We start from the raw sequence: 12,910 nt of genomic DNA on the forward strand, positions 1-12,910 counted from the left end.
TGGTCAACCATTCTAAATGGTGCGCCCACACCATCGTTCACGGGTGTTTCCACCGCACTCCCGCAGGAAGCGACACATGACACGTTCGACGCTCCGCCGCTGGATCACGGCTGCCACCCCTGCCGCCCTGGCAGTCGTCCTGTCCCTCTACGCGCCGACCTCGTCCGTCGCCGCACCGCGGTCGACGCAGCCGGGCGCGAGCTCGGCGCCGTCGTCGGAGACGCAGTCCCATCGCGGCAACAGCTGCGACGGGGACAGCTCCTGGGGCGGCCGCTGAGCCATGTTCCCCGGGGACGGTGGACCTCCGGGCCTCCCGTCCCGGTTCCCCCGTCCCCGGATCCCGGCTGTCCCCCGACGTCGCGAAGGGGCGGTGCGCCGTCCCGGCGCAGGCCGTTCCCGCACCTCCGATGGGCCGCGCGAGCGCGAGGCCCCGCACCGCGAGGACGGCTGGCGCCCCGCCCGCTCCGTACCCGCGCACGGCTCCGTGGCGGCGGGTGACTGGCGCCGCCTCGAGGTGCCACGTGCCGGCTCGGGCGTCCCGGCACGGACGGTACGGGCTCCCCACGGGAGTGGCGGATCACCGTTCCGACGCTGACGCAGCTTCTCTCCCAGGAGGTTGGATTGATCCCAGGGCTCGGATTCGACGTACTCGGCGAGGTGCGCGCCCATCGGGACGGCAGAGAGCTGCCCCGGCTCGGGGCACCCCAGCAGCAGGGCACGCTGCTGGTGCTCCTCCTGCTCGCGGGACAGGCCGTGTCGATGAGCCAGCTCGTCCGGGCGCTCTGGGGCGAGGACCCTCCCGCCGCGGCCGTACGCAGCATCCGGACCCACATCTGGCGGCTGCGCGGACTCCTGGGCGGCGACGGGGCACCCGCCCGCGAACTGGTCTCCGTCGGTGACGGCTACCGCCTGGACATCGACGCGTCCGCCGTGGACGCGAACCGCGCGGAGTCGGCGTGGAAGAAGGCGGCGCGGCTGCGGCTCGCCGGGCAGTCCGAAGCGGCCGGCGACCTCCTCGACGGGGCCATCGAACTGTGGCGCGGCGACCCGCTCGCCGGAGTGCCGGGCCCCTTCGCCGAACGGCAGCGCGACAGGCTCTCCGAACTGCGCCTGACGATGGTCGAGGAACAGCTGGAACTCGATCTCACCCGCGGCCGCCACCAGACGACCGTCCTACGCCTCCGCGAACTGGCCGACGCGTACCCCCTGCGCGAGCGGCTGCACGGCCTGCTGATGCGGGCCCTGTACCTGGCCGGCCGCCAGACCGACGCCCTCGCCGTGTTCAGCGCCGCCCGCACCCTGCTGGTGGAGGAGTACGGCCTGGAGCCCGGTCCGCAGCTGACGGAACTCCACCAGCGCATCCTGCGGGGGGACCCCCGCCTGGCGGCGGCCGTCGCGACGCCGGCACCCCCGCCGCCCGGCCCCGCACGCCTGGTGCCCGCCCAACTGCCGCCCGACCTGCCCGACTTCACCGGGCGAAGGGCCGAGGTCGACGAGTTGTGCGCGCTGCTGACCGGGAACCGCGGCAGTGCGCCGCCCGTCGTCTCGCTCACCGGCATGTGCGGCGTCGGCAAGAGCGCCCTGGCCGTGCACGTGGCGCACCGGGTGCGGGACGCCTATCCCGACGGCCAGCTGTTCTGCGGCCTACGGGGCACTGGCGACCGCCCCGCGCGCAGCGGTGAGGTGCTGGCGGGGTTCCTGTCCGCGCTCGGCGTGGAGTCGGTACCAGCCGGAACGGCGGCCCGCTGCCGGATGTTCCGTTCCCTGCTCGACGGCAGGCGGATGCTCCTGCTGCTCGATGACGCGCGCGACGCGGACCAGGTGCGGAACCTGCTGCCGGGGTCGCCCAGTTGCGCCGTGGTGGTCACCCACCGCACGCGGCTGGCCGGGCTGCCGGTCAGCCGCCAGCTGGGACTGCGGGGCTTCGACCACCGGGAGTCGCTGGAACTGCTCGGCCGGACCCTCGGAAGGCGTCGGCTCGACCGCGAGCCCGACGAGGCGTCGCTCCTCACCCGTACCTGCGGCGGACTGCCGCTCGCGCTCCGCGTCCTGGCGAGCCGCCTGGCGGCCCGGCCGGACTGGTCCCTCGCCGCGATGGCCGAACGTCTCGGAGACGAGCGGCGCACCGTCGCGGAACTGCGTGCGGGCGAACTCGCCGTGGGCGGCGCCCTGGAGCCCGGGTACCGCCGCCTGCCGCCGGATCAGGCGCGCGCCCTGCGGCTGCTCGCGGCGGGCACGGGCGAGCGCATCACGGTCTCCGCCGCCGCGACGTTGCTCCGCACGGACCGGTGCGCGGCGGAGTCCCTCCTCGAAGGGCTCGCGGACGCGGCGCTGCTGGAGCCCTCCACGGTGGGCAGCTACACCATCCATCCCCTGGTGCGCTGCTTCGCCCGCCATCACGCGCGGGCGGAGGCCGTGGCGAAGCTCCGTACGGCGCCCACCCCGTCCGCCGCCCCGCGTCGGGCCGGGCTCGCCGTGGCCCGGCCGAAGTGACGGCGGCAGGCGCGGCGGACAGCGGGGCCCGCCGCGCGGCACCACCACCGCCGAGGGCACCGGACTCCCCGGTTCACCGGAGGTCCTCCTCCTGGTAGGCCGCGGCCTGGGTCGTGTAGGACTCCGCGTAGCGTCCGCCCGCCGCCATCAGCTCGGTGTGGGTGCCCTGTTCGGCGACGCGCCCGCCGTCCAGGACCACGATGTGGTCGGCTCCGCGCACGGTCGAGAAGCGGTGCGAGACCAGGAGGGTGATGCGGCCGGGGTCCGCCCGCGCCTGGCGCGTGAACACCTCGTACAGCTCGTGCTCGGCCAGCGGGTCGAGAGCGGCCGTCGGTTCGTCGAGGACGAGCAGCAGCGGATGGCGGCGCATCAGGGCGCGGGCCAGCGCGAGGCGCTGCCACTGTCCCTGGGAGAGTTCCACTCCCCCGTAGATCGTGCCCAGTTGGGTGTCCAGACCGTCGGGCAACCGGTCGACGATCGGGGCGGCCCCCGCCTCGCGCACCGCGCGGGCGACCTCCTCCCGGTCGTCCATCGCCTCCGGCTCGCCGATCCCGACGGTGTGGCGGACCGGCAGCTGGAAGCGGAAGAAGTCCTGGAAAGCGCCGGTGAGGTGGCCGCGCCAGGCGGCGCCGTCCACCTCGTCCAGGGGTACGCCGCCGACCGTGATCCTTCCCGCGGTGGGCGCGTACATCCCGCTCAACAGCTTGACCAGGGTGGACTTGCCGGCGCCGTTCACACCGACCAGGGCGACCGCGGCTCCGGGCCGGAGCGTGAGGTTCACCCCCGACAGGGCCGGCTCGCGCGCCCCGGGGTAGGTGAAGGCGAGGTCGCGCACCTGGATGCCGTGCTCCGGCGCCCGCGGGACGGGGCGGGTGCCGGTGGGCCGCTGCCGGCGGGCGTAGGCCAGCAGCCACAGGTAGTGGTCGGTGGTGTCGCCCGCCTCGGCGACACGGGAGAAGCCGTCGACGGTGCCGCGGATCTGGGAGCGCAGCTGGGTGCCGAGCGTGATGACCAGCATGAGGTCGCCGAGGGAGGCCGCGTCCCGGGAGACCAACGAGACGGTGAGCACCAGGGCGCCGATGAACCCGGCCGCGTAGCAGACCCAGCCGGTGAGCTGCCAGCCGATCGCGCGGAGCCGGGCCCTGAGGACGACGGTGGCCACACGGGTGCGGGCGGAGTGGGCGGTCTCGTCCAGTACGGCCCCGGCTCCGGTGAGATAGATCTCCTTGCCCGTTTCAGGTGTCAGGAACATGCGGTGCACCCGGTCCTCCAGGCGCTGCTCCTCGGCCGTAGCGGCACGAGCCGCGGCCAGACCGTGCCGGGCCCGTTTGGCCGCCCACAACGGCGGGAGCGCCAGCAGCGCCAGTACGGCGAGGGCCGGATGGACACCGGCCAGGAGCCACACCGACAGTCCGGCGCTGAGCACCCCGATCGCGGTGTCCGACAGGGACCAGCAGGAACCGGCGAGCGCAGCGGTGTGGCGGCGCAGCAGTTCCAGTCGGTTGAGGTAGTCGGGACGTTCGAGGTGTTCGAGGGTGGGGAGGGAGGCGGAGGCGGTGAGGATCTCCCGGTTCACCTCCAGGTCCACGCGATCGGTGAGGTCGTGCTGGTAGTTGTAGCGGACGCGGTTGCCCGCCGCGGCGGTGACGTGGGCGGCGACCCCCAGCAGCACCGCCGGGGCCAGCGCGCCCGGCAGCCCTCCCCCGGAGCCCTGCACCGCGTCGACCACCCAGCGCTGGCTCAGGCCCGTCGCCGCGACGGCGCCCGTCTGGGCGAGGGAGAGGCCGAGGACCACGCTCACCACGAGCGGGTCGATGCGCCAGGACAGCGCGAAGGTGTGGCGTGCGGTGCGCAGGGTGCCGGCCCCGGGTACCGCCGCGCCTTCCGGGCTCCTGGCGCTCATCGTGGGGCTCCCCTCTCGCCGGTACGGTGCCGGGTGTCGGTGAAACGGGCGGCCTGGAGCCTGAAGAGGCGGGCGTACTCGCCGTCGGCGTCCAGCAGTTGGCGGTGGGTGCCCTGTTCGGTGACCCGCCCGGCCTCCAGCAGGGCGATGCGGTCCGCCTGGCGCACCGTCGACAGGCGGTGGGAGATGAGCACCACCGTCGCCCCGCTGATCTCGGCGACGACCCGACGGTAGAAGTCGGCCTCCGCGTGGACGTCCAGGTGGGCCGTCGGCTCGTCCAGGACGAGCAGGTCGCGGCCGTGCTCGACGGCGAAGACGGCGCGCGCGATCGCGACGCGCTGCCACTGGCCGCCGGAGAGGTCCGTGCCGCCGGCGCGGTCGGCGCTGAGCACGGTGTCGTAACCGTCGGGTCCCCGCTCGGCGAGGGTGTCGATGCCAGCGCGACGCGCGGCGGCACGGATCCCTTCCTCGTCGTGGCGGTGCTCGGGCGCCGAGAGCGCGATGTTGTCGGCGAGCGAGAGCGGATAGCGGTTGAACTCCTGGAAGACGACCGCGACGCGCGCGCGCCAGGCAGCCGCTCCCGCCTCGTTCAGCAGCTCGCCGTCCACCCGCAGCCGACCGGCGGTCGGCAGGTAGAGCCCGGCGAACAGTTTGATCAGGGTGGTCTTGCCGGCGCCGTTGTGCCCGACCAGTGCCAGGACCTCGCCGCGGCGGACCGTCAGGTCGAGGCCGTCGACGACCCGGTGCCGCCCTGCGGGGTACGTGAAGACGAGCCCCTCGGCGCTCAGCTCCGCCGGACCGCGCCTCTCCACGGCGGCGGCCGGTGCACCGGCCCGGCGGTGAACGGCACCGGCACCGGGCGGGCCTCCGGTCCCTCCGTGGGCGGCGTCCAGCCGTTCCATCGCACGCACCGCCCCGAGGCCGTACTCGATGTCGAAGGCCTCGCGCCCCATGGAGGCGATCTGGAAGACGTTCCACGCGGCAACGATCACGGCCATCAGGTCGCCGGCGGGAAGGTCGCCGCGTGCGGCGGCCCACCCCGGCAGCAGCAGCGCCGACCCGGCAGCGACCGCCGCCAGCAGGGCGATCCACCCCTGCTGGCGCAGGATCTCCCGGCGGGTCGACCAGATCGTCTCCGCCCAGTCCAGCAGTTCGCGGGTACGCCGCCGGACCACCCAGTCGTGCAGGCCGAAGAGACGGACCTCCTTGGCCGCGGGCCCGGTCGAGGCCACGTCGCTCCAGTACTCCGCCCGGCGCCGCATGCCCTCGCGCTCGTCGCGCACGTCCGCCAGGTGCACCCACCAGCGTCGGATCAGCGCCCGGTTGACGAGGCAGACCAGCAGCAGGACGACGGCCAGAGCCGGGGAGAAGGCCAGGGCGACCACGGCGGCGGAGCCCAGCGCCCCCAGGAAGCGGAAGCAGAGGCGGAGTTGGCCCACCGCCGCGGTGCCCGGTGACCGGACCCGGCCCTCACCGACGTCCGAGGCGCGGGCGGCGTCGTCGGCGAAGGCCGGGTCCTCCAGATGCGCCATGGTCGGCGGCGCCACGGCCAGGCGGCGTACGCGGCGGCGCATACGGGCGTCGACGCGCCCGGCGGTGTACTGCTCCAAGGCCCTGCCCACGGAGGTGAGGATCTCGTCGGCCACCAGCAGCGCGGAGAGGGAGGCCAGCGGCCACGTCACCTCCGACGCGGTCACCCGTCCGGTGGCGGCGCCGGTGAGCCCGGTCACCAGCCAACCGGTGCCCGTCGCGGTGAGGGCGGGCACCGCTGCCGTCCACAGGTGGACGAGAACGAGGAGGGCGCTGACGTGCCGCTCGGCGGCGGCCAGCCGCAGAAGGCCGACACGGTCGCCGAGCAAGGACCACGAAGCCGTCCACCAGCGCGCCCGCCGGTCCGTGGTCGTCGCGGGGCCGCCCGGCGGGAACGGCGGGGACGTGTCGGCACTCATCGGTCCGCGCACTCCCGGTCCGAGCACTCCCGGTCCGCGCACTCCCGGTGCGGGACGCAGAGTGCTGCCGCGACGCGTAGCGGCCAGGGCCCCAGCAGGTCGTCCGGAGTGGGCCCGGCGTACCCCAGCAGCGCGAGTCGGCGCACCACTGCCGGGGCGAGGACAGCGGTGCCGCCCTGCCGCGCGTACGGAAGGTCCAGGTCGACGGGGGTGTCGCCCAGAGCGACGGACAGGGCCTTCGTCAGCGCCCGGTCGGCCGCCCCCCGGTCGGAACCGCGGCGGTCGACAGCGACCGCGCGGGGCTCGGCGGCGGGCGGCGGGGGCCCGGGGTCCGGCAGCTCGTCCTGCCAGACGAACTCGTGCGGGCAGACGAGGTCCACGTCCTCCCGGAGCGCGGACAGGACGCGGTTCCGCACCTCCGTCTGCAGGCTCGGCCTGCCGACGAGCCGGGCGACGAGGACCCGTTCGCCCGCCGCGCGGTCCACGACGCCGACCGAGGCGGCCTCGACGCCCTCGACCGTGCGGATCAGCCGCGTCAGTTCGGCCGTGTTCACCCAGCTGGGACCGACGCGGGCCCAGCCCTCCCCGTACCGGGCGGTCGGGAGCCCGAACCGCTCGGCCGCCTCCGAGACCGTCACCCGCGCGAGGTCCGGCTGGTCCGCCCAAGCGACGAGGAACTCCTCCATTCCGGCCAGCAGGCTCCCGATCCGGCGCTGCTCGATCACCGTACGGTGGGCGATGAGGTCCAGAACCGCCTCCCCGTCGCTCGGGTAGCTCCTCAAACTGAGGTCCGTGTACTCGTCGCGCCACAGGCACTCGCGCTCTTCCACCCGGGTGGGGCGGGCGGGCGTGCCGGGGCCCTCCAGGACCTTCTCGAACCGGCTGCTGAAGTTCACGAGCGTGCCGAGCCGGATCGCGTGGCCCCGCCGCGCCTCGACGCGGGCTTTCAGGTCCCGGAACCGCAGGTACGGGTACCGCGCGTGCCTGGCCCCCGCGAGTGTGCGGTTCTCGGTCTCGGCCACCAGTTCACCGATGGCGGTGTCCGGCGCGGGGTTCACGCAGACCAGCGCCTCCTGGAAGAAGCAGCCGACCGAACGCTCGAGGCCCCGGAAGCGGTTGGAGAAGTTGGTCTTGAAGACGGTTCTGGGGTTTCCGGACAGCACGGCGACGGCCACCGCGAACAGCGCGGAGACACGTACGGACACGCTCGGCCCCGCGTCCCCGTGCATCTTCCTCAGCGCCGACAGGAGCCGGGAGGAGTGGAGGGAGAACCGCAGGTAGTGGCTCCCGGCCTCGGCGTGCAGACCCTTGCCGGCCGTGGAGCGGAATCCCGGGAACTGCGCCGCGGGCGCGGCGGACAGGACGTCCTCGCAGTAGCGCAGGGCCCTGCCGCTCCGGGCGTCCCACGCCCCCGAGTCCTGCTCCCGCGCGACCTCGGCCGGCTGCGGGCTCTCCGTACCCCGCCCGGCGGTGCTCGCGGTGGCCCCGCCCGACGGGGGCAGCCCGAGGTACCCCTCCAGGTCCGCCCGCAGGACGGGGAGGCTCATCCCGTCCGCCGCCATGTGGTTCAGCAGCAGGACGAGCGTTCTCGCGCGCTGCCCCACCACCGTGTACCCCAGGCGCAGCGGAAGGTCCGCCGCCTGGTCCATGGGAGGGTCGAAGAGGGCGCGGAACACCGCCTCGACGTCCTCCGGTTCGTCGCCGTCCCGGCGGAACGGGGCAGGGGTGTCGAACTCCGCAAGGATCGACTGGTACGGGACGCCGGAGCGGTCCGTCGGACAGACGGTGCGCAACGCCTCGTGCCGGAGCATCAGTCGCCGCACCGCTCCGGGAATCGAACCTTCGGGGACGCCTCTCCCCGGGAGGCGGACGGTGAGGGGGATCTTCGCGCTGTCGACGACGGGGAACGGGAGGTGGTACTGGTACCAGTACGGCTCCTGGGACCACAGGAGAGGCGCCCGGGACTCCTCGGCGGAGGACGGCGTGTGCGGGTCCCCGCACACCGGGGCGTGCCGCTGCGTCATGGTGCTCCTTCCAGCAGGAGGGGTGGCCGCGGGGAACCGCGCCGTTCGCCGGGCGCGCTCCCGCTTCCGCGGCCGTACGCGTCCGCCCCGGGCGGGTTCACAGCAGCGTCACGCCGCGGTCGACGAGACACAGCGCGCCGTTGGCGGTCCACAGCCGGTCGTTGGAGTGGTTCAGCGCGGCCGAGCGCAGATCCCGCAGCGTCCGCTCCAGCGGTACGGGCGAGTCCGCGCCGTACCCGACCGTCAGACCGGCGAGCTGCACCATGCGGTCGACCGCCTGGTAGGTCAGCTCGGAGGCCGCCACCTTCAGGGAGTTGAGGTGGATCTGCACGTCGGCGGCGTCCGGCCGGGACCCGTCGGCGCGCACCCGCTCCACCTCCCGGAGCACCCCGCCGAGGTAGCCGCTGACCAGTTCCAGGTCGAGCCTGGTCCGGCCGAGGCGCTCGCGCACCAGCGGGGAGGAGAGGCGGTCGCGCTGCTCCCTGCTGAGCCAGCGCACCAGGGCGGAGAACGAGGAGCGGGCGGCGCCGAGCCAGCAGGCGCTCCAGAGCAGGTGTCCCACCGGGGCCATGCTGTCCAGGGCGACCTCACGGAAGCCGCCGGACGGACCGACGACCTGGTCCGTGGGCACCGTACCGGAGAGGGTGAGCGCCCCGCTGGCCGTACCGCGCATGCCGAGGGTGTTCCAGCCCCCGGTCGTCTCGACCGTGAGCGCGGCGCGGTCCGCGTAGACCAGGCTGACCGCGTGCTCCTCCGCGTCGGCCGCCTCGCGCATGGTGACCAGGAACCCGTCGGCGTACTCCCCTCCGGTGACCACCGGGGCCTCGCGCCGCAGCAGCAGCTCCTCCCCGGACCCGCGCTCCAGGGCGTCGGCCGCGGAGAACAGGTGGCCCCCGGTGGCCTTGCCCGTGGTGACGGACGCCAGGTACACCTCCCCGGCGGCCACCCGGGGCAGCAGGTCCGCGGCCAGCCGTGGGCCGGCGTGCCGGACCAGGACGTCGACCTGTTGGCAGTGCATCGCCCAGATCATCGCCGTGGACAGGCAGCCCCCGGCGAGGCGCTGGGCCGTCCCGACCAGGTCGGCCAGTCCACGTCCCGGCCCTCCGTGGCGGCGGGGCACCGGGAGGCCGAGGCAGCCCGCGCCGCGCAGGGCGGCGAGGTTCTCCACGGGGAAGCGCGCGGCGCGGTCGACGTCCGCGGCGTTGGCGGCCAGCAGGGCGACGAGCGCGTCCGGACCGTCCTGCGCGCCGCCGTCACGGGCGGCTCGGGCGGGGGCGGGGCGGGGGCGGGAGTCAGACACGTGGAGCCACTTCCTCCGAGTTCACGACCAGACGGCGGGCACCGCGGACACGGGGGCCGTCGACGACGACCTCGACCGGCCCGGGATGGCTGAGGAACCCGAGCAGGCTGGCGGTCGGGCCGTAGGCGCCGGTGTTGGGCACGGCCAGCAACTGGCCCGGTCGCGGACCGACCAGACGCGTCGAGGCGCTGAGCACGTCGAGCGGGGTGCAGAGCGGGCCGGCCAGCGTCACCTCCGTCTCCTCGCCGTCGCCGCTCCCGCCGACGGTGAGGGGCCGGGCGCCGGGCGACATCAGACGGCCGAGACCGGTCATCCCGCCGAGCACGTGCACCCCGGCGTCCAGGACCACGAAGGTCCGGCCGCCCGACGACTTGACATCGAGGACCCTGGTGAGCAGCGTGCCGGCGGCGGCCGTCAGGTAGCGGCCCGACTCGAAGAGGATGCGCGGCCTGCCCCGGCGCCAGCCCGGGAACGTCGCGTCCAGCCCGCTCGCGAGGCCCGCGGCGAGGTCCGGATGGCGGACCAGCGCGCCCGGCCGGGCCATGGGCGCGGGAAAGCCACCGCCGAGGGCGAGCAGGCGCGGCGTGAAGTCCGCCATGTCGCAGACGAGACGGACGGCGGCGACGGCGTTGTGGAACTCCTGGAGCAGTGCGGCGGGGTCCTCGACGTTGGTGGCGCTGAAGGTGTGCGTGCCCACGGGGCGGGCTCGGCCGCGGGCCCGCAGGAGTGCGGCGACCGCCTCCGTGTCGGCCAGCTCGGTGCCGAACGCGGTGGGCCGCCCGGTCATGCGCAGGGCGCCGCGGGCGCTGCCGCGGGGGAGGTTGAGCCGCACGAGGTACTCGGCGTCGGTACCCGTACGTTCGCAGGCGTCGGCCAGCCGGTCCCGGTCGACCAGCGACTCCACCGAGAAGCGGCGCACCCCGGCGGTCAGGGCCTCGACGAGTTGCCGGAGGTTCTTGCCCGGCCCGGTGTACACGACCTCCTCCGGCGGGCAACCGGCGGCGAGGGCGGCGGCGAGCTCGCCGGACGAACTGACCTCCGCGCCGTCGACGTCGGCGAGGAGTCGGCCGACGACGTCCGGGTGCGGGTTCGCCTTCAGCGAGTACACGAGTCCGCTGGGGGTGGGGAGGTCCGCGGTGAGAGCCACGGCCGCGGAACCGACCGCTGCGAGGTCGTAGACGTACGCGGGGGTGCCGTACTCCCGGGCGATCCGGCTGAGCAGTTCGGGTGCCCCGGCGAGACCGGGCCGGCTCATCGTGGCCGCCCCGCCGTGCGCGGCGCCGTACGCAGTGCCGCGCGGTCCACCTTGCCGTGAGCCGTACGGGGCAGCTCCGCCAGCACGACGCAGCGGTCCGGCGCCCGCGCGGCACCGATGCGCTCCACCAGCGCGCGCAGCACCTCGGGGGCGGTGAGATCGGTGGCCACCCAGACGGTCAGCACGCCGTCGGCAGCGGGCGGCGCCGCAGCGGCCGACCGCACCCCCGGAACGTCCAGCAGGGCCGTCTCCAGCTCCAGGGTGCTCATCCGCCAGCCGCGGTGCTTGAAGAGGTCGTCGTTCCTGCCGAGGAAGTAGAGCCGCCCGTCCGCGTCGAGACGACCGGTGTCGCCCGTCCAGACGGCCGTGCCGTCGCCGTCCGGGGCCGGGGCGAAGCGGCGCGCGGTCTCCTCGGGGGCGTTGTGGTAGCCGGCCATCACGTGCGGACCGGCCGACACGATCTGACCGGCGGTGCCCGGCGGTCGTGGACGACCGCGTTCGTCCACGACGAACAGCCGGGTGCCCGGCAGAGCCCGGCCGACCGTACCCGGGTACGCCAGGTCCTCGTCGGGGTCGGCCGCGGTGACGCGCTTGCACTCGGTCATCCCGTACATGCACACCAGGGCGCTGCCGGGGAACGCGGCGCGGACCCGCGCGGCGTCCGCGCCGACGAGGGCGGCGCCGGTGTTGGTCAGCAGCCGGACCCGGGTGGGACGCGGGTCGCGCTCCGCGAGCCGCGCGAGCACGGCGCCGAGAGCGGGCACCAGGGGGAGCACGGTGACGCCGGCCTCCCGCAGCCGGGCCGTCTCGCCGGCCGACAACTCCCCCGGCGGCACGACCAGTTCGGCGCCGGCCAGCGCGCAGAGGAACAACTGGTAGAGCCCGTAGTCGAAGGAGAGCGGCAGCCGGTTCCAGACGACGTCCTCCGGCCGGTAGGCGAGGCGTTCGGCGATGGCGCGGGCGGCGAAGACCACGGCCCGGTGCGGGCAGACGATGCCCTTGGGGCGTCCGGTGGACCCCGAGGTGTAGAGCAGCAGCGCCTCGCCGGACGGTGCCGCCGCGGACCGGGTGTCCGGTACGGCGGCGGGGCGGGGTCCGTCGCGCAGCAGCGCGGGGGCACGGACGACGGTGGCGCCGCCGACGGGCGGGGCTGGCGCGTCGTCGTCGGCCACGACCAACACCGGCTGCGCGTCGTCCAGCAGGTGGGACAGCTCGAACCGGCTGCTCTCCGGACGCGCCGGGATGAGGGAGCAGCCGGCTCGCAGCACGCCGAAGAGCAGTGCGGCGAACTCCCGTCCGGGCCGCAGTACCGAGAGCACCCTGCCGCCGGGCTCGACGCCGTGCTCGGCGAGGTTCCGCGCGACCCTCCGGCTGGCCGCGGAGAGACGGCTCCAGGTCCAGGAGCCGGCGGCGTCCCGTACGGCGGGGCGTCCGCCGTACAACCGGGCGGCCCGGTCGAGGACGGCCACCAGATCGGCGGCCCCGGTCGGGGCCACAGCGGGGGTGCCGGGCCCGCGGTCCGCGGTCACCCGCCCTCACCGCCCGGCCGGGGCGGCGGATGGTGGGGACCGCCGAGCGCCGTCCCGCCGTGCCCGTCCGGCCGTACCGCGCGGCCATCGGCCGGTGCGCGGGTCCGGCCGGTGGCTCGGGCGGCGGGCGGGTCCGCGGGGCCGTCGGCCCGTGCGGGTGCGGCGTGGTCCCGGGCGGAGTTCCGCACCTCTTTCGCACCTACGGGAATGAACCTGACCCCGTAATTCGGCACGGCGTCAAGTTTCTTCAACACCCTGGTTCTCTCCACCGCGCACTCCGATATTACAGCTGGACCCCTGACTGTCACACATCGGAATTCGGATGTGTGCGTGCACGAATTCCCGGCGGGAGCACCTCGCTCCGTCGCCCACAATCTAGGGCGGGCAGATATACGTCCGATCTTCGATCGATCAGCGCTCCGGCCCGGAGTGCGCGGAGCGCTCGGGGTCCCCACCA

At 74.8% G+C, this 12,910-nt stretch carries 8 protein-coding genes; 2 read left to right on the plus strand and 6 right to left on the minus strand.

All coding sequences use genetic code 11. The annotated features are described in order from the left end of the window. Nucleotides 1-76: 76 nt before the first annotated feature. Both D7M15_RS28160 and D7M15_RS04275 read left to right on the plus strand, forming a co-directional pair. Nucleotides 77-277: a hypothetical protein gene (locus D7M15_RS28160; protein ID WP_127201710.1), complete on the plus strand. Its 201-nt coding sequence runs from the start codon at nt 77-79 to the stop codon at nt 275-277. A 344-nt stretch (nt 278-621) separates the two neighbouring features. Continuing rightward, nucleotides 622-2,493, plus strand: a complete 1,872-nt coding sequence (locus D7M15_RS04275) for an AfsR/SARP family transcriptional regulator (RefSeq protein ID WP_121516262.1) — start codon at nt 622-624, stop codon at nt 2,491-2,493. Nucleotides 2,494-2,566: 73 nt separating this feature from the next. On the opposite strand, the gene D7M15_RS04280 is transcribed toward D7M15_RS04275, so the two are convergent. The 6 genes from D7M15_RS04280 to D7M15_RS04310 form a co-directional block, all read right to left on the minus strand. Beyond that, the gene (locus D7M15_RS04280; RefSeq protein WP_121516263.1) at nt 2,567-4,396 is read right to left on the minus strand and encodes an ABC transporter ATP-binding protein; all 1,830 of its coding nucleotides are present in this window, start codon (nt 4,394-4,396) and stop codon (nt 2,567-2,569) included. Beyond that, on the minus strand, nt 4,393-6,345 hold the full coding sequence (locus tag D7M15_RS04285; protein ID WP_165906192.1) for an ABC transporter ATP-binding protein: 1,953 nt from the start codon (nt 6,343-6,345) through the stop codon (nt 4,393-4,395). The genes D7M15_RS04280 and D7M15_RS04285 overlap by 4 nt, the downstream gene beginning before the upstream one ends. Further along, nucleotides 6,342-8,369, minus strand: coding sequence for a condensation domain-containing protein (locus D7M15_RS04295; RefSeq protein ID WP_121516266.1), 2,028 nt, complete (start codon nt 8,367-8,369; stop codon nt 6,342-6,344). The genes D7M15_RS04285 and D7M15_RS04295 overlap by 4 nt, the downstream gene beginning before the upstream one ends. 97 nt (nt 8,370-8,466) lie before the next feature. Next, nucleotides 8,467-9,669 carry an acyl-CoA dehydrogenase family protein gene (locus tag D7M15_RS04300; RefSeq protein WP_121516267.1) on the minus strand — a complete coding sequence of 401 codons (1,203 nt, stop codon included), beginning with the start codon at nt 9,667-9,669 and terminating at the stop codon, nt 8,467-8,469. Beyond that, complete coding sequence (locus tag D7M15_RS04305; RefSeq protein WP_121516268.1) at nt 9,662-10,924, minus strand: type III PLP-dependent enzyme; 1,263 nt, start codon at nt 10,922-10,924, stop codon at nt 9,662-9,664. The genes D7M15_RS04300 and D7M15_RS04305 overlap by 8 nt, the downstream gene beginning before the upstream one ends. Then, nucleotides 10,921-12,453: an AMP-binding protein gene (locus tag D7M15_RS04310; protein WP_240649124.1), complete on the minus strand. Its 1,533-nt coding sequence runs from the start codon at nt 12,451-12,453 to the stop codon at nt 10,921-10,923. The genes D7M15_RS04305 and D7M15_RS04310 overlap by 4 nt, the downstream gene beginning before the upstream one ends. Nucleotides 12,454-12,910 lie beyond the last annotated feature (457 nt).

Source organism: Streptomyces sp. Z26, from assembly GCF_003665095.1.
In the GTDB taxonomy this organism is placed as follows: Bacteria; Actinomycetota; Actinomycetes; order Streptomycetales; family Streptomycetaceae; genus Streptomyces; species Streptomyces phytohabitans.

Excerpts from the sequence above, each read along its gene's own strand:
- D7M15_RS04280 (WP_121516263.1), bottom strand. The coding sequence starts at position 4,396 with ATGAGCGCCAGGAGCCCGGAAGGCGCGGCGGTACCCGGGGCCGGCACC.
- D7M15_RS04295 (WP_121516266.1), bottom strand. The coding sequence starts at position 8,369 with ATGACGCAGCGGCACGCCCCGGTGTGCGGGGACCCGCACACGCCGTCC.
- D7M15_RS04305 (WP_121516268.1), bottom strand. The coding sequence starts at position 10,924 with ATGAGCCGGCCCGGTCTCGCCGGGGCACCCGAACTGCTCAGCCGGATC.
- D7M15_RS28160 (WP_127201710.1), top strand. The coding sequence starts at position 77 with ATGACACGTTCGACGCTCCGCCGCTGGATCACGGCTGCCACCCCTGCC.
- D7M15_RS04285 (WP_165906192.1), bottom strand. The coding sequence starts at position 6,345 with ATGAGTGCCGACACGTCCCCGCCGTTCCCGCCGGGCGGCCCCGCGACG.